This window comes from Terrabacter sp. R4-6, assembly GCF_057529065.1.
Map to the genome: position 1 here is coordinate 1,922,351 of NZ_CP197224.1, position 21,545 is coordinate 1,943,895.

Genomic DNA, 21,545 nt, shown 5'->3' on the forward strand with positions numbered 1-21,545 from the left:
CACCCGCGCAGATCTCACGGCTGCGCGCCTGTTCGAGAAGGAGCCGGCCATGGCCGACACGTACGTCTACCTGATCCACGAGGGTGACTGGGACTCCGATGCCTACCTTGCCGGCGGGCCCACCACCGACGCCGGGCCCGCCGGCAAGGACCCCAGTGCCCCCTCCGCGTCCGACATGGACGCGTCGTTCCCCGAGCACAAGGCCTTCCAGCAGGCCGTCGCCGACCTCGGAGCCCGCATCACGGGTGGCGCCGCCCTGCAGAACTCCCGCTACGGCGGCACGGTGACGCCCGGCTCCGGCGACCGAGCCGTCGAGGACGCGGTCTACACCGACGGCCCTTTCACCGACACCTCGGAGGTCATCACGGGCTTCTACCTCGTCGAGACCGACGACGAGGACACCGCCCGCCGGATCGCCGCCCTCGTGCCGACGAGCAGTCGCATCGAGTGGCGCAAGGTCTTCCCGACGGGGATGTGAGTGCCGCTCGGGACGGGTGAGTTCGAGGAGGCGTGGCCGCGCATCGTGCGCGCCCTCGCCTCCTTCACCGGGAGCCTCGACGACGCCGAGGAGTATGCCGCCGAGGCCGTCGCGCGAGCCGCCGCCCACGAGCGCGCCGGCGGGGCCCCGATCGAGTCGTATGCCGCGTGGTGCACCTCGGTGGCCAGGCGGGCCTGGCTCGACGACGCCCGGCGGCGCACGACGCTCCGCCGGCTGGTCCCCGAGCTCGCCCGTCCCGAGGCGGACCGCACCGCCATGGACGACGACGACCTGTCCCTGCACGGACGCGAGGGGCTCGACGACCGCCTCGCCCTGCTCTTCGTCGCGTGCGACGAGGCCATCTCGCCCGCGTCCCGCATGGTCCTGGCCCTGCGCGTCGTGTGCGGCCTGACGATCCCCGAGATCGCCGGCCACCTCGGCGTGCAGGACACCGCCGCCGCGGCCCGGCTCACCCGCGCCAAGCGGGCCCTCGCCGAGGCCCGCGGCACCTTCCACGTCCCCGACGCCACCGAGCGCGACCGACGCCTGCCGGTCGTCATCGCCTGCGTGTCGGGAATGTTCACGGTGGCGCACCGGACCGTGCTCGACCCCGCCGACGCCCTCGCCGACACCGGACGCCAGGCACTGTCCATCGCCGACGCCCTCGTCGCGGCCTACCCCGACGACACCGAGGTCCGCGGCCTGCGGGCCGTCATCCGGCTCGGCCTGGCCCGTCGGCCCGGCCGGGTCGACGACTCCGGCACCGGCCTCGCGCTCGACGAGGTGGACCGCAGCCGCTGGGACCGCGCCCTGCTCCGGGCCGGGCTCGACGACGCGACGGCCGCCACGGCGGGAGAGGGTCGCTTCGCCATCGAGGCGGCGATCGCCGGCCTGCACTCGAGCGCGCCGTCGTTCGAGCGCACCGACTGGCCGCGCATCGTCTCGCTCTACGGCGCGCTCGAGCAGCGCTGGCCCTCCCCGTCCGTCCGGGTCGCCCGGCTCGTCGCCACCGCCCAGGGGGTCCTCGCCACCGACCCCGACGGGTCGACGGCCGAGGTGGAGGCCGAGCTGACCGGGATCGAGGCAGGCTCGCCGGCCTACGCCAGCCGTGACGCGAGCCTCGCCCTCGCCGACCTCGAGTGGCGCACGGGGCGACGGGAGCACGCGGCGCAGCGCTACCGCGACCTCGCGGAGGTCATGCCCGCCGAGCCGCTCCGTCGCTTCTGCCTCCGTCGGGCCGTCACTCCCCCGTGACGCCGTCGACCGCCTCCCGGAGGAAGTCGGCGTGACCGTTGTGGCGGGCGTACTCCTCGATCATGTGGAGCAGGATCCAGCGCAGGCTGAACGTCTGGCCCTCCTTGCGCGACAGCGTCGCCGACCGGAACTCGAGCCCGCCCTCGGCGAGCGCCGCGTCGATGTCGCGACGGGCCTGCTCGACGGACTCGTCCATGATCCGGCGCAGCTCCTCGGGGCTGTCGTCGCGCGCCGACGTCATCTCCCAGTCGCGGTCGGCGTCCCAGTCGGCGCTCGCCCACGGCTCGGGCATCGGGCGGCCGTGCAGCACCTCCCCGAACCAGCTCGCCTCGTTGAGCGCGACGTGCTTGAGCAGCGCCCCGAGCGTCAGGGTCGAGGGCGCGAGGGGCTGCGCGAGCTGCTCGGCGGTCAGGCCCTCGGTCTTCAGTCGGAGGGTGTCGCGGTGGTAGTCGAGGAAGGCCACGAGGGTGGTGGCCTCGTCGGCGGCCAGCGGCGGGTCGGTGCGCTCGGTCCGGGCAGGTGTCGTCATGGCACCCGACGCTAGTGTCCGAGCCTCGAAAAGCGCCTGCCCTTTACCCGCCGTCGGGAGCACACTGGTCCGGTGCCGTCATCGAGCCAGTGGGTCGCGTTCCTCGTCGCGTCGATCCTCTTCATCCAGGTCCCGGGCCCCAGCCTGCTCTTCACCATCGGTCGTGCCCTGACCGTGGGGCGGCGCGAGGCGCTGCTCTCGGTCGTCGGCAACGCCATCGGCGTCACGGTCCAGGCCGTCCTCGTCGCGGTCGGCCTCGGCGCGGTCGTCGCCGCGAGCATCACCGCCTACACGGTGATCAAGGTCGCGGGAGCCGCCTACGTCATCTACCTCGGCATCCAGGCCATCCGCCACCGCCACGAGGCCCGTCAGGCCATGGAGGCCCAGGTGTCGGCGAAGCGTGGCCATGCCCTGCGCATCGGTGCCGTCGTCGGCCTCACCAACCCCAAGACGATCCTCTTCTTCGTCGCCTTCCTCCCGCAGTTCGTCAACACCGGCGCGGGCCACGTGGGCGTCCAGATGGCGGTGCTCGGCGGCGTCTTCGGCGTCATGGCCATCTGCAGCGACAGCGTGTGGGCCCTGCTCGCCGCGCGGGCCCGGGAGTGGTTCGCCCGCAAGCCCGCTCGGCTCGACACGCTCGGCGCCACGGGCGGCGTCATGATGGTCGGCCTCGGCGCCACGATGCTCGCTCGCGAGTAGTCGCACATCCCGCGCACGGGCGGTCCGGATCTGTTTCACTGAAACGGTGGCAACCCCTCAGGTCACGTCTCCTGCGGATCGGCACGACCCCCTCCAGCGGGTCCGCGCCCACGAGCGTGCGCTCGAGCAGGTGAGGAGGGCGTATGCCGCCCTGCCGCCCGACCGGCCCGTCCGGCTCGCGAAGCGCACGTCCAACCTCTTCCGCGACCGCCGCACCACCGACTCCCCCGGTCTCGACCTCTCGGCGATGACCGGCGTCGTCGAGGTCCGCCCCGGGACCTACTGCGCTCCGGCGACCGCGCTCGTCGGAGGTCTGACGACGTACGAGCAGCTCGTCGACGAGCTGCTGCCGCACGGCTTCGTCCCGCTCGTCGTGCCGCAGCTGCGCACCATCACGATCGGCGGGGCCGTGACCGGGCTCGGCATCGAGGCGGCGTCGTTCCGCAACGGGCTGCCGCACGAGTCGGTGCTCGAGATGCGGATCCTCACCGGGGACGGCGAGGTCGTCACGGCCACGCCCGACGGCGAGCACGCCGACCTCTTCCGGACCTTCCCCAACTCCTACGGCTCGCTCGGCTACGCGCTCGACCTCGTCATCGAGCTCGAGCCGGCGAGGCCGTACGTCGCCCTGCGCCACGTGCGGTTCGATGCGGTGCGGACGCTCACCGAGGCGGTCGACGACGTGCTGTCGTCCCAGACGTGGGACGGCGACCGGGTCGACTTCGTCGACGGCGTCGTCTTCGGCCCGACCGAGTCCTACCTCTGCCTCGGTCGCTGGACCGACCACCTCGAGGGTCAGGCCCGGCCGAGCGACTACACCGGCGACCAGGTCTTCTACCGCTCGATCCAGCAGCGCCGCACCGACGTCCTGACGGCCCACGACTACCTCTGGCGGTGGGACACCGACTGGTTCTGGTGCAGCCGCGCCTTCGGCGCCCAGGTCCCGGCGATCCGCCGGCTCTGGCCGCGCCACCTGCTGCGCAGCGACGTCTACTGGCGGATCGTCGCCTTCGAGAACCGGCACCACGTCATGGGCCGCGTCGACCGGCTCCGGGGACGGCCCGACCGCGAGCGCGTCGTGCAGGACGTCGAGATCCCCCTGGCCCGCACCGCCGAGTTCGTCGACTGGTTCCTGCGCGAGGTGCCGATCGAGCCGGTCTGGCTGTGCCCGATCCAGCTGCGCCCCGCTCACGGCACGCCTCCCGACGAGACGCCGTGGCCGCTCTACCCGATGCGCCGGGACGAGCGCTACGTCAACGTGGGCTTCTGGTCGACGGTCGCCATCGAGCCCGGCGCGGCCGACGGCGACGTCAACCGCCGCATCGAGGCCGAGGTGACGCGGCTCGGCGGCCACAAGTCGCTCTACTCCGACGCGTACTACGACGAGGCGACCTTCGCCGCCCTCTACGGCGGCACGGCATACGGCCCCGTCAAGGCCAGGTACGACCCGGGGGGACGGTTCCCGACGCTCTACGAGAAGGCGGTGCAGGCTCGATGACCACGACAGTGGGACAGGCATTCGACCACGTGTTCGGCCCCGAGGCCCCGGTGCGGGTCGTCGCGTGGGACGGCTCGGAGGGCGGCAGCCCCGACGGGCTCGTCCTGCGCCTGACCAACCCCGACGCGCTCAACCACCTCCTCGCGGCGCCCGGCGAGCTCGGCCTCGCCCGCGCCTACCTGCTCGGCGACCTCGTCATCGACGGCATCGACGAGGCCGACCCCTACGAGGTGCTGCGCGTCCTCGGCGACGGGCTCACCCCGCGCCGACCCGACCCGCACGACGCCGCCGAGCTGGCCCGCTTCCTGGCCCGCTTCGTGGCCCACCACCGGCCGCACGCACCCGCGCTGCCCCCGGAGGAGACGCCGGGCCAGCTGCGTCGCCTCGCCCACGGGCTGCGGCACGGCAAGGCGCGCGACGCCGCCGCCATCAGCCACCACTACGACGTGTCGAACACCTTCTACGAGAAGGTCCTCGGGCCGTCGATGACCTACACGTGCGCGTGCTTCCCCACCGACGAGGCGTCGCTCGAGGACGCCCAGGCCTACAAGTACGACCTCGTGGCCCGCAAGCTCGGCCTGCGGCCCGGCATGCGGCTGCTCGACGTCGGCTGTGGCTGGGGCGGCATGGTGCGACACGCCGTGCGGCACTACGGCGTCACGGCGGTCGGCGTGACCCTCTCGCGCGAGCAGGCCACGTGGGCGCAGACCGCGATCGAGGCCGAGGGCCTGGCCGACCGGGCCGAGGTGCGGCACGGCGACTACCGCGACGTCACCGAGCGCGGCTTCGACGCGATCAGCTCGATCGGGCTGACCGAGCACATCGGCGTCGGCAACTACCCCGCCTACTTCCGCTTCCTGCGCGAGCGGCTGCGCGACGAGGGCCGCCTGCTCAACCACTGCATCACCCGCCCCGACAACCAGCACCCGGGACTGCCGCCCCGCGGCTTCATCAACCGATACGTCTTCCCCGACGGCGAGCTGACGGGCAGCGGCGACATCGTGCGCGTCATGGAGGACGAGGGCTTCGAGGTGCGTCACCACGAGAACCTCCGCGAGCACTACGCCCGCACGTGCGCCGCGTGGAACGCCAACCTCGCCAAGCACTGGGAGGACTGCGTCGAGCTCGCCGGGCTCGGCACGGCCCGGGTGTGGGGCCTCTACCTCGCAGGGTCGCGGCTGGCCTTCGAACGGGGCGGGATCCAGCTGCACCAGGTGCTCGCGTCGCGCACGAGCAGCGAGGGGGTGTCGGGCTTCTCGCTGCGGCCCCGCTTCGAGCCTGATGCCTGACCGGCAGGCCTAGCCCGACCCGCCGAGGTCGACGTCGTAGGCCTCGTAGACGAGGTCGCCGCCCTTCTGGCGGTGGCGCACGAGCCGTCCGACGAGCACCGTCAGCTCCTCGCGGAAGACGGGCAGGTCGGCCATCGTGCCGCCGTGCTCGAGCACCGCGAGGTAGCCGTGCAGGGCCTCCCGCAGGTCACGGTGCTCCTCGAGAAGCCGCTCGACGCGGACGGAGAGCCGCGGGGCGCTGCGCCGCGCCCGGTCGTAGATGCCGCCCGGGCTCTCCGTGAGCGCGACGTGGTCGTCGAAGTCGTGCGCCAGCTCGGCGAGCGCCGCCCGCACCCGCTCGCGCCACATCCCCCCGCGAGCGATCGGCGCCTCGAGCGCGAGGTCGACGGCGGCGACGGAGTCGCGCAGCTCGGACCGGTGCCGGCGCACCCGGTCGAGGTGGACGGCGAGGTCGGCGGGGGTCTCGACGCGGCCACGATCGAAGCCCTGCGCATCGAGCTTGCCCGCCGGGGCGAGGGGCGGGATGGCGGCATTCGGCTGGACGTTCATGGCGCGACCTCCGTGCCCTCCATGGTCGCGCCGCGGTGCCCCGTTCGTCCAGAGCACCGGCCCCGCGATCGGGCCTGCACCACGGCTCGCCACGGACCTCAGGCCAAGGACAGGAAGAGCTTCTCCATCTGGGCGACGTCCATCGTCTCGCCGTCCGGGTTGGCGATGCACTCGCGCAGGCCGGTCGCGATGACGGCGAAGCCGGCGCGGTCGAGGGCCTTGGAGACGGCGGCGAGCTGCGTGACGATGTCCTTGCAGTCGCGCCCCTCCTCGATCATCTTGACGATGCCGCCGATCTGGCCGCGGGCGCGGTTGAGGCGACGGATGACCGACTGCATCTCGTCGAGGTCGAGCTCCACAGCATCCTCCTGGGGTCGTTGCGAGAACGCCCCATGATACCCCCGGCCGTATGCCGTCCGCTTGGGTGCCGCTCAGCCCGAGCGGGGCGCGTACATGATGAGCGCGACCCCGACCAGGCAGACGAGCGCGCCCGCGACGTCCCACCGGTCGGGCCGGAAGCCGTCGGCCACCATGCCCCACACGAGCGAGCCCGCGACGAAGACGCCACCGTAGGCGGCGAGGATGCGCCCGAAGCTCGCGTCGGGCTGGAGCGTCGCCACGAAGCCGTAGAGGCCGAGCGCGACGACTCCCGCGCCGGCCCACAGCCAGCCGCGGTGCTCACGCACCCCCTGCCAGATGAGCCAGGCACCACCGATCTCGGCGAGGGCGGCGAGCACGAAGAGCAGGATCGAGCGGGCGACGGTCACGCTCAGAGGTCCCCGGCCGCGCGTCGCTCGACGTCGCTGCGCAGGATGCAGAACTCGTTGCCCTCGGGGTCGGCCATGACGACCCAGCCCCGGTCGTCGTCGGTGCGGCAGTCCTGCACGACGGTCGCCCCGAGACCCGAGACGCGCTCGACCTCCTCGTCGCGCGGGCGGTCGGTGGGGCGCAGGTCGAGGTGGACGCGGTTGCGCACCTGCTTGGCGTCCTCGACCTCGATGAAGAGCAGGCGGTGCGACTCGTCGGGCGAGAAGATCATGCACTCCTCGTGCCCCGGCTCGTTCGGGTCGGACGGGTCCTCGTGGTAGCCGAGCAGGTCGGCCCACCAGACGGACTGCGCGTGCGCGTCGAGGGCGTTGACGGTCGTGTGCGAGAGCTCGAGTGCCATGCGGCCATCCTGCTGGGCGCGCGCCGGTTCGGGCCACTGCTTTGCGGCCGGCCACGCACGCCGTCAACGTCGGTTGACGAAGGGCGCCTGCCGGCATACCGTGTCAATGAAGGTTGACACGGTACGAGAGGCGACCGCGATGACGAAGGAGGTCGACGACATGCTCCAGCTCGCTCGGGCCACCGGTGACGACGACCCGCGCGCGGCCCTCGCCGCCGCGCGTGAGCTGCGGCGCACCGCCGACCGCACCGAGGCGGCCGTGGTCCGGCGCGCACGCAACCAGGGCCTCGCCTGGGCCGACATCGCCGAGCAGCTCGGCGTCACCCGCCAGGCCGTCCACAAGAAGTACGGCCGGCGCTAGACCGCGGCGATCACCCCTCGCGGCGCAGGACGACGACGGTGTCGAGCGCGACGCGCTCGCCCTCGTCGGTCGGGACCGGGCGCTGCCGGATGCCCGACTGCAGGGCCGCGACGGGAAGCCCCTCGGCGCGGTCGAGCACCTCCTCGGGGTCGTAGAGCACGGCACGGTCGCTCGGACCGCCCCAGCCCTCGGCGAGGTTGCGGCCGGCGTGCCCGACGACGACGACGAGACCCCCCGGGCGCACGGCCTCGACGGCCGACCGCAGCGCCTGCCGCCACTGCTCGGCCGGCAGCTGGAGGTAGCAGAGCAGAGCGAGGTCGTAGCCGGCCGGACCGCCGGGCGTCGACTGCGTGGCGTCGGCGACGACCGCGGTGAGCCGGCTCAGGTCGTCACCGAGCCGGTCGGTCGCGAGGGACCGCATGCGCTCCACGGCCACGGGCGAGTAGTCCGACGCCGTGACGACCCAGCCCTGCTCGACCATCCAGATCGCGTTGCGCCCCTCGCCCGCGGCGAGGTCGACGGCGTGACCGGGCGTCAGCGGGCCGATGATCTCGGCGACGAAGCGGTTCGGCTCGGCCGACCACACGAGGTCGTGTGCCGCATACCGCTCGTCCCAGTCCTTGGCGTCCACGGTTGCTCTCCTCGTCGTCATCGCGCGGCCGGGTGCCGGTCGCGAATCCCATCGTGGCGCGGCACGTCTCGTTCGTCACGATTCGGACGCACCCGCCGGGCGCCCGCGTAGCGTGGACAGCGGAAAGGCATGCCATGAAGAACGTCCTCATCGTCCACGAGTCCATGTTCGGCAACACCCACGAGATCGCCTCGGCCATCGCCGACGGGTTGCGCCGAGGCAGACCGACGGAGGACGGCGACGTCCAGCTCGTCCACGTCGACGATGCCCCGACGGTGATCCCCGACGACGTCGACCTGCTGCTCGTCGGCGGGCCCACCCACGCTCTCGGCATGACCCGCCCGAAGACGCGCGAGGACGCCGCGACGAAGGGTGGCACGGCCGCGCGCGAGGGGGTCCGCGAGTGGATCGAGTCCCTGACGCCACGGCCCGAGCTCCCCGTCGTCACCTTCGACACACGGGTGCACGTCAAGATGCTGCCGGGCTCGGCCGCGAGCGCCGCGGCGAAGGCCCTGCGGCACCATGGTTTCGGCCGCGCCGAGCGCGGCGAGACCTTCTGGGTGCAGGGCACCCCCGGGCCCATCGAGGCCGGCGAGCTCGAGCGCGCGCGTGCCTGGGGCGCCGAGCTGGCCACGCGGGTCGCCCCCGGCCTCGCCTGACACCGTCGGTCCCGCTCAGCCGAGCGAGTCGAGCCAGGGCTCGAGGTGCCCGAGCACGTCCTCGGGCGCCTCGAGCTGCGGCGTGTGCCCCATCCCGTCGAGCCACGCCGTGCGCCAGGCCGGGTTGAGCCGCGCGGCGCGGCGTGCCGCCGAGACGGGCACGAGCCGGTCACGCGTGCCGTGGATGAGCAGCACGGGCCGGTCGAGGTCGCGCATGATGCGGTCGTACTCACGCCGACCGCGGAGCACGCGCAGCAGGGACCGCGCCGCACCGAGGAACTCGCTCTCGGGGTCGGGGAGCGACCGGCGCCAGGCGGCGAGCTCGATCCCGGCCTCGACGACGTCGTCGTCGGCGCGCGAGGGGTCGGCGAAGCACAGTGCCACGGTGCCGAGCACGCGCTGCCGGTCCGAGACGCTCTTGTTGTAGCGGGTCAGCACGAGCTCGCCCACCCGTGGCACGGCATACATCGCGAAGGTCGCGGCGACCTGGGGGTCGGGGCGCGCACCCGGGTTGGGCAGCGCGGGGTCGACGAGCGCGAGGCCCACGACCTGCTCGGGGCGACGGTCGGCGAGCAGCAGGCTCACCATCCCGCCCATCGAGTTGCCGACGAGGACGACGGGGCGACCGAGGACCTCGTGGACGAAACGGCTGAGCAGGGCGGCGTTGTGGTTGACGCTCGTCGCGCGACCGAGGGCCGGGCTCAGGCCGAAGCCCGGCAGGTCGATCGCGACGACCCGTCGACGCGCGGCGAGCGCCGGCGCGACGGCGACCCAGTTGAGGTGCGACCCGCCGAGCCCGTGCACGAGGACGACCGGCGGCGGCTCGACCGCACCCGGCTCGGCCTCGGGACCGCCGAAGTCGACCCAGTGGACGGGACCGTCGAGGTCGATGGTGCGGCCGACCCCGCCCCACGGGGACGCGAGGTCGAGCGGCGCGGTGGACGGCGGGGTCGTCATGGACGCAGGTTACCGCCGGTCACCTGCCGCCGCGGCCGCACCCGCGGCCCGAGCACGCAGGTGACGCGACTCGGGCGCGTTGTCGCTCAGCCCGGCGGCCCGTTCCCACTCGGCGGCCGACTCGGGCCACCGCGCGAGGCGGCCGAGCAGCTCGGCCCGCACGACGTGGAACGCGACGTAGCCGTCGAGGTCGAGGTCGTCGAGGAGGGCGAGCGCGGCCTGCGGGCCGTCGAGCTCGGCGACAGCGACAGCCCGGTTGAGCCGCACGACGTCCGTCGGCGCGAGGCGCAGCAGGTGGTCGTAGAGCGCGACGACCTGGGACCAGTCGGTGTCCGCCGCGGTCGCGGCATCGGTGTGCACGGCGTTGACCGCAGCCTGCAGCTGGTACGGGCCGGGGGCGCCGCGGCGCAGGCACCGGCGCACGAGAGCATGGCCCTCGTGCAGGAGCGCCCGGTCCCAGAGGGAGCGGTCCTGCTCGGCGAGCACGACGAGCTCACCCGCCGCGTCGGTGCGCGCCGGACGCCTGGCCTCCGTCAGCAGCATCAGGGCCAGCAGGCCCATCGCCTCCGGCTCGTCGGGCATCAGCTCGACGAGCACGCGGGCCAGCCGGATCGCCTCGGCGGCGAGGTCCGGGCGGCCGAGCTCGGCACCGGCGGTGGCCGTGTGCCCCTCGGTGAAGACGAGGTAGAGCACGGCGAGCACCGGGGCGAGCCGGGCGGGCAGGTCCGCGTCATGCGGCACCCGGTAGGGGATGCCGGCCGCGCGGATCTTGGCTTTCGCCCGCACGATCCGCTGCGCCATCGTCGACTCCGGCACGAGGAACGCGTGCGCGATCTCGGGGGTCGTCAGGCCGCCGAGCAGCCGCAGCGTCAGCGCGACCTGGGCCTCCCGCGACAGCGCGGGGTGGCAGCAGGTGAAGACGAGGCGAAGTCGTTCGTCCTTCACGGGTCCCTCCTCCGGGACGCCGGCGTCGTCGTCGGCGCCGTGGAGCGCGTGCGCCTCCGCGTGGCGGGCCTCGCGCGTCGCCTCCCGGCGCAGCCGGTCGATGGCCCGGCGCCGCGCGGTCGTGATGATCCAGCCTGCGGGACTCGGCGGCATACCGTCGCGGGGCCAGCGCTCGACGGCCACGGTGAACGCGTCCTGGACGGCGTCCTCGGCGAGGTCGATGTCCCCGAGGGCCCGGATGAGCACGGACACCGCACGCCCGTGCTCGGCACGGAAGACCCGTGCGATGTCCGCGCCCGAGACCGTCATGTCGCCTGCGCCGTCACCGGTCGGTCGGCGCCTGGCCGGGGTCGTCCTCGCCCTGGAAGGGGCGCACCTCGACCGGCAGACCGGTCGCGCCGGCGATCCGCTCGGCCCACCCGAGGACGACGTCGTAGTCGTCGGAGCGCACGATCGTCAGCCCGCCGAGGGGCTCCTTCGCCTCGGCGAACGGCCCGTCGGTGAGCACGGCGTCGGTCACCGAGCCGCGCGTGCGTCGGATCGTCGTCGCACTGGACTGGTCGGCGAGACCGCCGGCGAAGACCCAGCCCCCGGCGGCGCGGATGTCTGCGTTGACGACCTCGAGGTCGGCCATGACCTGGGTGAGGTCGAGCTCCTCCGGCGGCGGCCCGTCGGGCGAGAAGAGGCTGATGAGGTAGGTCTTCACGATGATCTCCTCCTGCCGGCGCTGCCGGCTGGTCCGGGGCGCACCCTGTGTGCACCCTGCACCCTCTACACGAGCGGGCGCACCCCGGATCGACAGATCGGGCCGGGACGGACCGTGAGCCGCCCCGCCCGGCGACCCGTCAGGCCGTCTTCGACCTGAGCCAGGTGATCATCGCGGCCCAGCGGGCCGGGTCGTTCGTCAGCATCCGCTCGTCGTGGGCCGCGCCGGGCACCATGACGGTGACGTGCGGCTGGCCCTTCTTCGTGGCCCAGTAGTCGACGGCGCCGAGGGTGCCGGGCGGCACGACGGTGTCCTTGTCGCCCATCATCGCGTAGAAGGGCGGGGCCGCCGACGAGAAGTACGTCTCGGGCTTGAAGGAGTTCCAGCGGCTGTTGCACTCGCTCCACGTCGGGTAGTACGGGCACTGGACCGCGAGCGCCGCCCACTGCGAGAGGACCACGACGCCGGTGCCCCGCACGTCGGCACCGCTCGAGCCGTTGACGGCCACGTCCATGACCCGGTGCGGCTGGAGCACGCCGGACACGGAGACGGCGGCGCGGACGTTGCGGTAGTAGACGCTCGACGTGATGGCCATGTGCCCGCCCGAGGAGAAGCCGTAGAGCGCGACCCGGTTGGGGTTGACGCCGAACTTCTTGGCGTTGGCCTTGACCCACGCGATCGCGAGGCTCACGTCCGTGCGCTGGCCCGGCCAGGGCGTGCCGGCGTGGCTGCCGGTCGGCGCGGTCAGACGGTAGTTCATGTTGAAGACGGCGAAGCCCTCGTCGAAGAACTTCTTCGACACCGGGGCCGAGGCCGCCTTCGTCGCGTTGGCCCACGAGCCGCCGTGGATGACGATGACGGCCGGGCGTCCGGCGCCGCCGACCCAGCTCGTGTCGTAGTAGGCGTCGAGGTTCTGGTAGGTGTCGGCCCCGTTGTAGCGGTACGACTCCACGACGGCCGTGCCGTCGACGGCGACGAGCGCGGTGGGCGCCAGCCCGACACCCGCGGCCTCCGCGGCGCGCATCGAGACGACGAGGCCGGACGCGGCGGCGAGGAGCAGGGCGAGCACTGCGGCGAAGGTCCGACGGCGGCGGACCTGGCGGGTGGTGGTGGACATGGGTGTTCCTGACGTCTTGCGGTCGGTTGATGCCGGCAGCACGTCAGATCCGGCCCCTGTGAAGCCCCCTGCCAGTGCCCCTGTTGGAGCCCTCCCGGGCCCGCTCCAGCGCGGGAACCATAACCCACGATCGGGCGCTACGGGGTGGTACGGCCCGATTCGGGCGCTCAGCCGCGCGGGCGCTGCTCGACGAGCCCGACGAGGTTGCCCTCGGAGTCGACGACGAACGCCATCCACTCCTCGGTGCCCGCCGGCCCGAGGGTGTCGTCGTCGTGGCCGAAGATGACGTGGGGCTCGCCGCGCACCTCGACGCCGGCTGCCCGGAGCCGCTCGACCGTCCCGCCGATGTCGTCGACGCGCAGGTAGAGCAGGGCGCTCGGAGCCCCCTGGTCGAGCAGCAGCCGCACGCCACCGAGGTCGAAGAAGACGAGTCCCGGGGGGTCGAACGTTGCGAGGGGCGGTGCGCCGAGCAGGTCGCGGTAGAACGCGGTGGCCCGACCGAGGTCGTCGGCGTGCTGGGCGATCTGGACGAGTCCCATGCCCCGACGGTAGACCCGCCGCGGCCGGGGCGTCAGTCCTTGCTGCTGCTGAACGCGGCGTCGAACGAGGCGGTCGGGCGCTCGAAGTTGAGGCCCCGGACGTACTCGAGCGCGCCGGGTGCGCCGACGAGGCGGTCCATCCCGGCGTCCTCCCACTCGATCGAGATCGGGCCGTCGTAGCCGATGGCGTTGAGGGTGCGGAAGCAGTCCTCCCACGGCACGTCGCCGTGGCCCGTCGACACGAAGTCCCAGCCGCGGCGCGGGTCGCCCCACGGCAGGTGCGAGCCGAGACGACCGTTGCGGCCGTTGCCGATCCGCTTGCGCGTGTCCTTGCAGTCGACGTGGTAGATCCGGTCCTTGAAGTCCCAGATGAACCCCGCAGGGTCGAGGTCCTGCCACACCATGTGGCTCGGGTCCCAGTTGAGACCGAAGGCCTCGCGGTGCCCGATCGCCTCGAGCGTCGCGACGGTGCTCCAGTAGTCGTAGGCGATCTCGCTGGGGTGCACCTCGTGCGCGAACTTCACGCCCACCTCGTCGAAGACGTCGAGGATCGGGTTCCAGCGTCGCGCGAAGTCGGCGTAGCCCGCCTGGATGACGTCGTCGGACACGGGCGGGAACATCGCGACGTACTTCCAGATCGCCGAGCCCGTGAAGCCGATGACCGTGTCGACGCCGAGCTTCGCCGCCGCGCGGGCGGTGTCGGCCATCCGCTCGGCAGCCCGCTGCCGGACGCCCTCGGGGTCGCCGTCCCCCCACACCGCCGCGGGCAGGATGTCCTGGTGCCGCTGGTCGATGGGGTCGTCGCAGACGGCCTGGCCGACGAGGTGGTTGGAGATCGCCCAGACCTTGAGGCCGTGGCGCTCGAGGATCTCGCGTCGGGACTCGATGTAGCCGTCCTCGGACAGGGCCCGGTCGACCTCGAAGTGGTCGCCCCAGCAGGCGATCTCGAGGCCGTCGTAGCCCCACTCCCCCGCGAGGCGGCACACCTCCTCGAAGGGCAGGTCGGCCCACTGTCCGGTGAAGAGCGTGATCGGTCGGGCCATCGTGGATCTCCTTGCTGCTGTGAGCTGCTGGTGTGTGCGGCTGGTGTGAGGTGGTGGGGTCAGTGGCTGGTGGCTGCGGCGACGGGCACGCCCGCGGCCTCGAGGACGAGGTCGTGGACGTCCGCGGCCGCCACCGTCTCACGGCGCAGGGCCGCGTCGGAGGTGATGACGACGGGTCCGTCCGTGGGGTCGTCGGGCAGCCGTCCGTGGCTGCCCCGCACCCACCGCGGGTCGAGCGGGACGACCTTCATGGCATACCGCAGGCCGAGCTTCTTGCGCACGAGACCGAGCCCGGCGCGCGCCTTGGCGGAGCGGTCGGCGGGGTCGAAGAAGAGCTCGGCGGGGTCGTAGCCGGGCTTGCGGTGGATCTCGACGCCGCGGGCGAAGTCGGGGGCCCGCTCGTCGTCGAGCCAGTAGTAGTACGTGAACCACGCGCGGGGGTCGGCCACGAGGACGAGGTCGCCACTGCGCTCGTGGTCGAGGCCGTATGCCGTCTGGCCGGCCCGGTCGAGCACCTGCTCGACGCCGGGGGTGGCGGCCAGGAGCGCGCGCACCTCCTCGAGCCGGTCGGCGTCCCTGACGTAGACGTGCGCGACCTGGTGGTCGGCGACGGCGAACGCCTCGGAGGCCCAGGGGTCGAGGTACTCCATGCCGGCCTGCGTGTGGACGTCGAGCAGCCCGGCCCGACGCAGCACCCGGTTGACGTCGACGGGCTGGTCGACGGCGGTGATGCCGTACTCGCTGACGACGACGACGCTGACCCCGAGCCGCTCGGCGTCGTCGAGCAGCGGCGCGAGGGCGGCGTCGAGCTCGCGGGCGGCGGCGCGCGCCTCGGTCGACTCCGGGCCGAAGCGCTGGAGGTCGTAGTCGAGGTGCGGCACGTAGGAGAGCGTCAGGTCGTGCTCGGGCAGCAGGATGCGGGTCGCCTCGATGATCCAGCGCGAGGACGCGATGGACGCCGTGGGGCCCCAGTAGTGGAAGAGGGGGAAGTCGCCGAGGCGCTCGACGAGCCGGTCGTGCAGCTCCACCGGGCGCGTGTAGCAGTCGGGCGACTTGCGGCCGTCGGCGTGGTAGACCGGCCGCGGCGTGACGATCGAGTCGACGTCCATGCCCATGGCGTACCACCAGCAGACGTTGGCGACGCGGGCGCCGGGGTGGGCGCGGCACAGGGCGTCCCAGACCTTCTCCCCCTCGACGAGCGCGTTGTGCTGGCGCCACAGGAAGACCTCGCCGAGGTCGCGGAAGTACCACCCGTTCCCGACGGCGCCGTGGTCGGCGACGGGACGGCCGGTCAGCATCGTCGACTGCACCGAGCACGTCACGGCGGGCAGCACGGTCTCGAGCGCGGACTGCCAGCCGGACCCGGCGAGACGGCGCAGCCGCGGCATGTCGGCGAGCGCCCGCGGGGTCAGGCCGACGACGTCGAGGAGGAGGACCTTCGTGGGCTGCGTGGACTGGGTGGGCTGGGTGGATGGCGTGGTCATGCGGACTCCTTGAGGCCGAGGTCGATGAGGGTGTCGCGGAGCCAGGCGAGCTCGCCGGCGATGCTCACGGCGAGGGCCGCGTCGTCGGTCGGGCGCACCCCCTCGGGCACGACGGTCCACGTGTAGGTCTCGACCTCGAGGTGGTCGGTCAGGGCGGCGTCGCCGCCGACGAGGACCTCGAGCGAGTGCCGCAGGTCGCCGGTCGTGGCGGCGAGCGGCGGCTCGGGGGCGTGGTCGAGGGGCACGTGGAAGTGGACCCGCCACGGCCGCTCGGTCCCACCCGGGCACGGGTCGAGGGGACGGGCGCCCCCGAGGGCGTCGCCGAGGTCGTCGCGGGCGCGCAGCGGGGCGTGCTCGCCCGCCCCGGGGGCACGGGTCTGGTGCAGGAAGCGGTCCTCGTCGAAGGCGGCCAGCGACTGCCGGGTCGCGTCGTCCCCGGGGTGCTCGACGTGGAGGGCGGCCGACACCTGGGCCTTGACGACCCGGCGCCCGGCAGCGGACAGGCGCGGGACCGCGACGGCCGCGTCCTCGAAGCCGACGGCGAGGTGGCACAGGTCGAGGCAGACGCCGAGGACGTCCTCGTCCCAGCCCACCATCCGGTCGACGAGCTCGGTCGTCGTCTCGATGACGCAGCCGGGCTCGGGCTCGAGTCCGACGCGGATCTCGCGGCCGGTGCGGTTGCGCAGGGCGTGGAGGTGGTCGGCGAGACGGTCGAGCTGCTCGGCGGCCAGGACCTGCCGGTCGCCGAACCACGGGTGCCGCCACCCGAGGGGCAGCGTCGAGATGCTGCCCCGGGCGGCGTCGTCGGGCAGCAGCCGGGCGAGCACCTCGGTGAGGTCGGTCGTGTAGGCGAGCCGGGCCGGCTCGGTCCAGTCGGGGTGGTAGACGCGGTGCTTGACGACCTCGTCCTGGAAACCGCGGTAGGGGAAACCGTTGAGGGTGACGACCTCGAGGCCGCGCTCGTCGAGGGCCGCGCGCAGGCGGTCCGTCTGCCGCGGGTCGTCGGCGAGCCCCCGGGCGACGGGGGCGCTGAGCCACAGGCCGAGACCGAGGAGGTCGGCGCCGAGGTGGTGGCGCACGGGCAGGGCGAAGCGGTCGAGCTGCCCGATGATCGTGTCGAGGTCCTCACCCGGGTGGACGTTGGTGCAGTACGCGACGTGGACGGTCTGCCCGTCGGCGTGGAGCAGGCGCACGGCTCACTCCCTCGCGCCGCGGAGCACGGAGTTGCCCATGAAGGTCGCGCCGGCGCCGACGAGCCCGACGAGCTCGCTCGTGCCCGTCCCTGCCGGCGCCTCGGTCTCGGGCAGCTCGAGCCGACCGCTCTGGCCGTAGAACTCGACGGGGTTGCGCCACAGCACCCGGTCGACGTCGTCGGCCGTGTAGCCCGCGGCGAGCATCGTCTCGCCGACGCGACGGGTCTTGAGCGGGTCGCTGTTGCCCCAGTCGGCGGCCGAGTTGACGATCATCCGGTCCAGGCCGTGGCGGCGCAGGATCTCGACCATGCGGTGCTCGTCCATCTTCGTGTCGGGGTAGACGGAGAAGCCCATCCAGCAGCCGGACTCGGCGACGGCGTCCACGGTCACCTCGTTGAGGTGGTCGACGAGGACGGCGCCGGGCTCGAGCGCCGACTCGCGCACGACGTCGAGGGTGCGGCGCGTCCCGGCGAGCTTGTCGCGGTGCGGCGTGTGCACGAGCGCGGGCAGCTCGTGCTCGGCGGCCAGCGCGAGCTGGGCGGCGAAGACGTCGTCCTCCTCGGGCGTCATCGAGTCGTAGCCCAGTTCTCCCACCGCGACGACGCGGTCCTTGGCCAGGTAGCGCGGCAGCACGTCGAGGACCTCGCGGCACCGGGCGTCGTTGGCCTCCTTGGGGTTGAGGCCGATCGTCGCGTGGTGGGCGATGCCGTACTGCGACGCGCGGAACGGCTCCCAGCCGAGGAGCGCATCGAAGTAGTCGGTGAAGGAGCCGACGCTCGTGCGCGGCTGGCCGAGCCAGAAGGAGGGCTCGACGACGGCACGGACGCCGGCGGCGTGCATCCGCCGGTAGTCGTCGGTGGTGCGCGACGTCATGTGGATGTGGGGGTCGAAGATGCGCACGGCTGCTCCTCAGTCGGCTCGGTGGGCAGGGGACAGTGCAGAGGACAGGGCGAGGACGGTGCGGGCGTCGGGGGGCACGACGCGGCCGGCGGCCTCTCGCTCGGCGGCGTAGTCGCGCACCATGCGTGCGAGCTCGTCGTCGGCACGCTCGGCGAGCCCGGCGACCTGCTCGACGGGGATGCCGGTGAAGAGGACCTTGAGCACCGCCTGACGCCAGGCGTCGTCGTCGAGGTGCGCGGCGGCATACGGCCCCAGGGCGGCGGCGACGAGTCGGGTGTCGTTGGTGCGCAACGCATCTCGCACGATCGGCAGGGCGCCGTCCCCGATGGGGTCGGCACGGTCGGGGTCGTCGAGGGCCGGGAGGGCGAGCAGGACCGCGCGCCGCTCCGCGGCGTCGCCGTGGTCGTAGACGCGGCGCACGACGTCGACGACGTATGCCGCCGGGCCGGGCACCGCGAGCAGCAGCGCCTCGCGTGCGGCGTCGCCGTCGAGGCCCTCACGGGCCGCGGTGCGTGCAGCGGCCGGGAAGTACCGGTCGATGGCGTCGGGGTCGGACGCCACCCGGGCGATCGCGTCCTGCGTGGTCACCGGGCTCATCGGCCCACCTCCTGGGGTCGTCGTGCGGCGTCGCGGAGGAACTCGAGGCTCGACGCAGCGAGCGACGGCGCGGCGTGCGAGTGGCGGGGCAGCTCGACGGCGACGAGCCCGGAGAACTCGACGGCCTCCAGCGCGGCCAGCACCGGGGGGAAGTCCACCTCACCATCACCGAGGGGCAGGTGCTCGTGGACTCCACGCCGCATGTCGTCGATCTGGACGTTGGCGACGAGGTCTCCGGCACCGAGGACGCAGGCGGCGGGCTCGGCCTCCTCGGTGCAGCGCAGGTGCCCGACGTCGACCGTCAGGCGCAGCCGGTCGGGTGACCCGAGCCGGCGCCGCAGCTCGAGCACGTCGGCGATGCGCTCGACGAACATGCCGGGCTCCGGCTCGAGGGCGAGGTCGACGCCGTGGGCCTCGGCGACCGGCAGCAGGGCGGTGACGCCTGCCTCGACGCGGGCCCAGAGCTCGTCCCGGCTCGTGCCGCGGGGGGCGATGCCGCTCCAGCAGGAGACCGCGGGCGAGCCGAGCTCGGCCGCGACGCGGATCGCCCTCTCCAGCAGGTCGATCCGTCTCTCGCGGCCGGCCTGGGACACGAGCGTCGGCTCGTGCTTGTGACGCGGGTCGAGCACGTAGCGGGCGCCGGTCTCGACGACGACCGCCAGACCGTGACGCTCCAGCAGAGCCCGGGCCCGGGCCGTGCGGCGGGCCAGGTCGGGCGCGAAGGGGTCGAGGTGGGCGTGGTCGAGCGTCAGGGCGACGCCGTCGTAGCCGAGGTCGGCGAGGAGCGCGAGCGCGTCCTCGAGCCGGTGGTCGGTGAAGCCGTTGAGGCCGTAACCGAAGCGGAGGCTCATGTCGCCGACACCCGCCTCATGGCCGCCGCCCCCACGGGCGCGGAGGCGGCGAGCCCGAGGGCGGCCGCGTGGTGGCCGGTCGCCGCGAGCGCCGCGCCCTGCAGCGGCACGAGGCCCCGGATGCCGGCGCCCGTGGCCCGGCGCACCGTGCCTGCGTCAGGCGTGCGGGTCGCGGCCAGCTGGGCGCGCAGGACGCTGACGGCATACGTCCCCGTCAGGGCGAGCGAGACCGCGGCGCCGAGCGCTCCCCCGGCACGTCCACGCCCGGCGGCGGGCACCTGTCGCAGGGCCGAGGCGGCGGCGACGAGGGCCGTCCCGGCGACGCAGGCGCGGGCCACCCCGGTCGAGCCGCCGTGGACCTCGCCGCGGCTCAGGGCCGTGACCCCGGCCGTGTGGACGGCGACGAGCGTGGCCGGCACGGCGGCGGCTCGCAGCCCGGGCAGACCGCCCGCGCTCGCCCCGAGGAGCACGTCCAACCCTCGGGTCGAGGCCATCGTCGCGACGCTGAGCGGCCCCTCCTTCGGGGACAGGTCGTAGGCCCAGACCGCTGCGGCGAGCACCGTGGCCGTGGCGGCCGAGCGTCGGCCACCGGCCGCGGCCGCGACGGCGACGCCACCGACGGTGAGACCGGTCGCGACCGCGAGCGCCGTCCGTGCCGGCACGCGACCCGACGGGATCGGCCGCTCCGGGCGTTCCACCGCGTCGGTGCGACGGTCGGCCCAGTCGTTGAGCGCCATGCCCGCCCAGTAGAGGCACGTCGACGCGACCGGCAGGGCGGCCGAGCGGGCACCGGCCGGCCAGCCCGCGCTCGCCGCACCCGCGAGGGTGTCGCCGGGCACGGTGAGGGCGGCCGGTGCCCGCACCAGCTCCACGAGGTCGCGCAGGGTCGTCACGACGCCGTCGCCCACTCCGTCGCCCACTCCGTCAGGGTCCGGTGCTGCTCGAAGAGGCGGTGCTCGTCGGAGCCCACCGGGTCCTTGAAGAAGAAGCCGAGGGCCGGGAGCGGGCCCACCTCCCCACGCCGGAGCGCGAGGTCGGCGAGGCGGGCCAGGTCGATGACGAGCGGCGCGGCGAGGGCCGAGTCGCAGCCCTGCCACGTGAACTGCATCGACATCCGCGTGCCGAGGAAGCCGGAGAAGGTCAGGTGGTCCCACGCGGTCTTCCAGTCGCCGAGGTCGGCGATGTTGTCGATGTGGACCGGACCGTCGACGGGGTGGCCGAGCATCGCCTCGAGTCCGCGGGCCTTGCTGCGGGCCTTGCTCTCCATCGCCTCGGGGTCGGCGAGGGTGGCGCCGTCACCGCCGCCGAGGAGGTTCGTCCCGGCCCAGGAGCGGACCCGCAGCGAGCGCGCGGCGAACATCGGCGCGAGGACGGACTTGACGAGCGTCTCGCCCGTCTTGCCGTCACTGCCGCCCCACGGGACGCCGCGGCGCTCGGCGAGCTCCTCCAGCGCGGGCAGGCGGGCGCCCGTCGAGGGGGTGAAGTCGATGAAGGCCGCTCCCGCCGTGAAGGCGGCGGCGGCATAGACGGCGCTCGGCGGCAGCGGGGACTCCCCTGCGGCCCAGGCCTGCTCGAGCGCCTCGAGGGAGGCGTGCGCCCGGTCGTCGGTGACGACCGGTTCGGTGGAGCTGACGTTGACGACGACGACGCGCGAGAGCGACTCGGCCTCCGCGAAGGCGCGGATGTCGGCGGCCAGCCGTTCGACGGCGTCGGCCTGACGCTCGTCGGCGTCCCGGTGGCCGTGGCGGATCCGGGCACAGGTGCGGTCGAGCTCGTCGGAGACGAGGGCCAGGGCCGTGTGCGGGACGACGCCGGCGTCGGCGAGCTGCGCCGCGCGCTTGACGAGGGGGACGTCGGCGACGTCGTGACCGCCGACGACGAGGTGGTCGAGCGGGACGAGGCCCGCCGCGGCGAGGTCGGGCTGCTCGGTGACGAGGCCGTCGGGACCGGCACCGCCGGCGGTGATGAGGGCGAGACCCGTGGCGACGGTCGTCGCGACCGATCCGCGCGCGCCGACGAGCCAGAGTCCGGTTCGTTCGTCCGTCATGGTCGTTCTCCTCGGGAGGTGGTTGCGAGGTGTGCGGGTGGGGTGGCCCGG

General features: G+C 73.7%; 26 protein-coding genes. 7 read left to right on the forward strand and 19 right to left on the reverse strand.

Annotated elements, in window-relative coordinates:
- Nucleotides 1-49: 49 nt before the first annotated feature.
- Entirely contained in the window at nt 50-478 is a 429-nt protein-coding gene (locus ACSSS0_RS09080) for a YciI family protein (RefSeq protein ID WP_487230865.1), read from the forward strand.
- Nucleotides 479-1,732: a DUF6596 domain-containing protein gene (locus ACSSS0_RS09085; protein WP_487230866.1), complete on the forward strand. Its 1,254-nt coding sequence runs from the start codon at nt 479-481 to the stop codon at nt 1,730-1,732.
- Here the strand turns inward: ACSSS0_RS09085 and ACSSS0_RS09090 are convergent.
- Entirely contained in the window at nt 1,719-2,261 is a 543-nt protein-coding gene (locus ACSSS0_RS09090) for a DinB family protein (protein WP_435984312.1), read from the reverse strand. The two genes, ACSSS0_RS09085 and ACSSS0_RS09090, sit on opposite strands and share 14 nt — an antisense overlap.
- A 72-nt stretch (nt 2,262-2,333) precedes the next feature.
- Here ACSSS0_RS09090 and ACSSS0_RS09095 point away from each other — a divergent pair, with 72 nt between their 5' ends.
- Genes ACSSS0_RS09095 through ACSSS0_RS09105 form a run of 3 tightly spaced genes read left to right on the forward strand, consistent with a single transcriptional unit; the run spans nt 2,334 to nt 5,747 of the window.
- Nucleotides 2,334-2,960 (forward strand): LysE family translocator, encoded by a 627-nt coding sequence (locus ACSSS0_RS09095; RefSeq protein WP_487230867.1) that lies wholly within the window; start codon nt 2,334-2,336, stop codon nt 2,958-2,960.
- A 46-nt stretch (nt 2,961-3,006) separates the two neighbouring features.
- On the forward strand, nt 3,007-4,458 hold the full coding sequence (locus ACSSS0_RS09100; protein WP_487230868.1) for an FAD-binding oxidoreductase: 1,452 nt from the start codon (nt 3,007-3,009) through the stop codon (nt 4,456-4,458).
- Nucleotides 4,455-5,747: a class I SAM-dependent methyltransferase gene (locus ACSSS0_RS09105; RefSeq protein ID WP_487230869.1), complete on the forward strand. Its 1,293-nt coding sequence runs from the start codon at nt 4,455-4,457 to the stop codon at nt 5,745-5,747. Before ACSSS0_RS09100 ends, ACSSS0_RS09105 begins: the two co-directional genes overlap by 4 nt.
- 9 nt (nt 5,748-5,756) lie before the next feature.
- Here ACSSS0_RS09105 and ACSSS0_RS09110 read toward each other — a convergent pair whose 3' ends face one another.
- From ACSSS0_RS09110 to ACSSS0_RS09125, 4 genes are all read right to left on the reverse strand, one after another.
- Nucleotides 5,757-6,296, reverse strand: a complete 540-nt coding sequence (locus ACSSS0_RS09110; RefSeq protein WP_487230870.1) for a hemerythrin domain-containing protein — start codon at nt 6,294-6,296, stop codon at nt 5,757-5,759.
- Nucleotides 6,297-6,394: 98 nt separating this feature from the next.
- On the reverse strand, nt 6,395-6,655 hold the full coding sequence (locus ACSSS0_RS09115) for a metal-sensitive transcriptional regulator (protein ID WP_435984307.1): 261 nt from the start codon (nt 6,653-6,655) through the stop codon (nt 6,395-6,397).
- Nucleotides 6,656-6,727: 72 nt separating this feature from the next.
- Nucleotides 6,728-7,063, reverse strand: coding sequence for a YnfA family protein (locus ACSSS0_RS09120; RefSeq protein WP_435984306.1), 336 nt, complete (start codon nt 7,061-7,063; stop codon nt 6,728-6,730).
- Between the two features lie 2 nt (nt 7,064-7,065).
- Nucleotides 7,066-7,464 (reverse strand): VOC family protein, encoded by a 399-nt coding sequence (locus tag ACSSS0_RS09125; protein WP_487230871.1) that lies wholly within the window; start codon nt 7,462-7,464, stop codon nt 7,066-7,068.
- A 139-nt stretch (nt 7,465-7,603) separates the two neighbouring features.
- Here ACSSS0_RS09125 and ACSSS0_RS09130 point away from each other — a divergent pair, with 139 nt between their 5' ends.
- Nucleotides 7,604-7,825 carry a hypothetical protein gene (locus tag ACSSS0_RS09130; RefSeq protein WP_435984304.1) on the forward strand — a complete coding sequence of 74 codons (222 nt, stop codon included), beginning with the start codon at nt 7,604-7,606 and terminating at the stop codon, nt 7,823-7,825.
- A gap of 10 nt (nt 7,826-7,835) precedes the next feature.
- Here ACSSS0_RS09130 and ACSSS0_RS09135 read toward each other — a convergent pair whose 3' ends face one another.
- Nucleotides 7,836-8,456 (reverse strand): class I SAM-dependent methyltransferase, encoded by a 621-nt coding sequence (locus tag ACSSS0_RS09135; protein ID WP_487230872.1) that lies wholly within the window; start codon nt 8,454-8,456, stop codon nt 7,836-7,838.
- A 134-nt stretch (nt 8,457-8,590) separates the two neighbouring features.
- Here ACSSS0_RS09135 and ACSSS0_RS09140 point away from each other — a divergent pair, with 134 nt between their 5' ends.
- Entirely contained in the window at nt 8,591-9,115 is a 525-nt protein-coding gene (locus tag ACSSS0_RS09140; RefSeq protein ID WP_487230873.1) for a flavodoxin family protein, read from the forward strand.
- A gap of 15 nt (nt 9,116-9,130) precedes the next feature.
- Here ACSSS0_RS09140 and ACSSS0_RS09145 read toward each other — a convergent pair whose 3' ends face one another.
- From ACSSS0_RS09145 to ACSSS0_RS09205, 13 genes are all read right to left on the reverse strand, one after another.
- Nucleotides 9,131-10,072 carry an alpha/beta fold hydrolase gene (locus ACSSS0_RS09145; protein WP_487230874.1) on the reverse strand — a complete coding sequence of 314 codons (942 nt, stop codon included), beginning with the start codon at nt 10,070-10,072 and terminating at the stop codon, nt 9,131-9,133.
- A 9-nt stretch (nt 10,073-10,081) separates the two neighbouring features.
- Nucleotides 10,082-11,326, reverse strand: a complete 1,245-nt coding sequence (locus ACSSS0_RS09150) for an RNA polymerase sigma factor (RefSeq protein ID WP_487230875.1) — start codon at nt 11,324-11,326, stop codon at nt 10,082-10,084.
- Between the two features lie 13 nt (nt 11,327-11,339).
- A complete protein-coding gene (locus tag ACSSS0_RS09155; RefSeq protein WP_487230876.1) occupies nt 11,340-11,723 on the reverse strand; it encodes a YciI family protein in 384 nt (127 codons plus the stop codon).
- A 139-nt stretch (nt 11,724-11,862) separates the two neighbouring features.
- Nucleotides 11,863-12,840 carry an alpha/beta hydrolase fold domain-containing protein gene (locus ACSSS0_RS09160; protein ID WP_487230877.1) on the reverse strand — a complete coding sequence of 326 codons (978 nt, stop codon included), beginning with the start codon at nt 12,838-12,840 and terminating at the stop codon, nt 11,863-11,865.
- Nucleotides 12,841-13,007: 167 nt separating this feature from the next.
- Nucleotides 13,008-13,379: a VOC family protein gene (locus ACSSS0_RS09165; RefSeq protein ID WP_487230878.1), complete on the reverse strand. Its 372-nt coding sequence runs from the start codon at nt 13,377-13,379 to the stop codon at nt 13,008-13,010.
- 32 nt (nt 13,380-13,411) lie between these two features.
- On the reverse strand, nt 13,412-14,422 hold the full coding sequence (locus ACSSS0_RS09170) for a sugar phosphate isomerase/epimerase family protein (RefSeq protein ID WP_487230879.1): 1,011 nt from the start codon (nt 14,420-14,422) through the stop codon (nt 13,412-13,414).
- 59 nt (nt 14,423-14,481) lie between these two features.
- The gene (locus ACSSS0_RS09175; protein ID WP_487230880.1) at nt 14,482-15,906 is read right to left on the reverse strand and encodes an alkaline phosphatase family protein; all 1,425 of its coding nucleotides are present in this window, start codon (nt 15,904-15,906) and stop codon (nt 14,482-14,484) included.
- Nucleotides 15,903-17,099, reverse strand: a complete 1,197-nt coding sequence (gene eboE / locus ACSSS0_RS09180; RefSeq protein WP_487230881.1) for a metabolite traffic protein EboE — start codon at nt 17,097-17,099, stop codon at nt 15,903-15,905. Before eboE ends, ACSSS0_RS09175 begins: the two co-directional genes overlap by 4 nt.
- 3 nt (nt 17,100-17,102) lie before the next feature.
- Nucleotides 17,103-17,999 carry a TatD family hydrolase gene (locus ACSSS0_RS09185; protein WP_487230882.1) on the reverse strand — a complete coding sequence of 299 codons (897 nt, stop codon included), beginning with the start codon at nt 17,997-17,999 and terminating at the stop codon, nt 17,103-17,105.
- Between the two features lie 9 nt (nt 18,000-18,008).
- On the reverse strand, nt 18,009-18,596 hold the full coding sequence (locus ACSSS0_RS09190) for an EboA domain-containing protein (protein ID WP_487230883.1): 588 nt from the start codon (nt 18,594-18,596) through the stop codon (nt 18,009-18,011).
- On the reverse strand, nt 18,593-19,447 hold the full coding sequence (locus ACSSS0_RS09195; RefSeq protein ID WP_487230884.1) for a sugar phosphate isomerase/epimerase family protein: 855 nt from the start codon (nt 19,445-19,447) through the stop codon (nt 18,593-18,595). Before ACSSS0_RS09195 ends, ACSSS0_RS09190 begins: the two co-directional genes overlap by 4 nt.
- Nucleotides 19,444-20,367, reverse strand: a complete 924-nt coding sequence (locus ACSSS0_RS09200) for an SCO3242 family prenyltransferase (RefSeq protein ID WP_487230885.1) — start codon at nt 20,365-20,367, stop codon at nt 19,444-19,446. Before ACSSS0_RS09200 ends, ACSSS0_RS09195 begins: the two co-directional genes overlap by 4 nt.
- Nucleotides 20,337-21,494 carry an inositol-3-phosphate synthase gene (locus ACSSS0_RS09205; protein ID WP_487230886.1) on the reverse strand — a complete coding sequence of 386 codons (1,158 nt, stop codon included), beginning with the start codon at nt 21,492-21,494 and terminating at the stop codon, nt 20,337-20,339. Before ACSSS0_RS09205 ends, ACSSS0_RS09200 begins: the two co-directional genes overlap by 31 nt.
- Nucleotides 21,495-21,545: the final 51 nt, after the last annotated feature.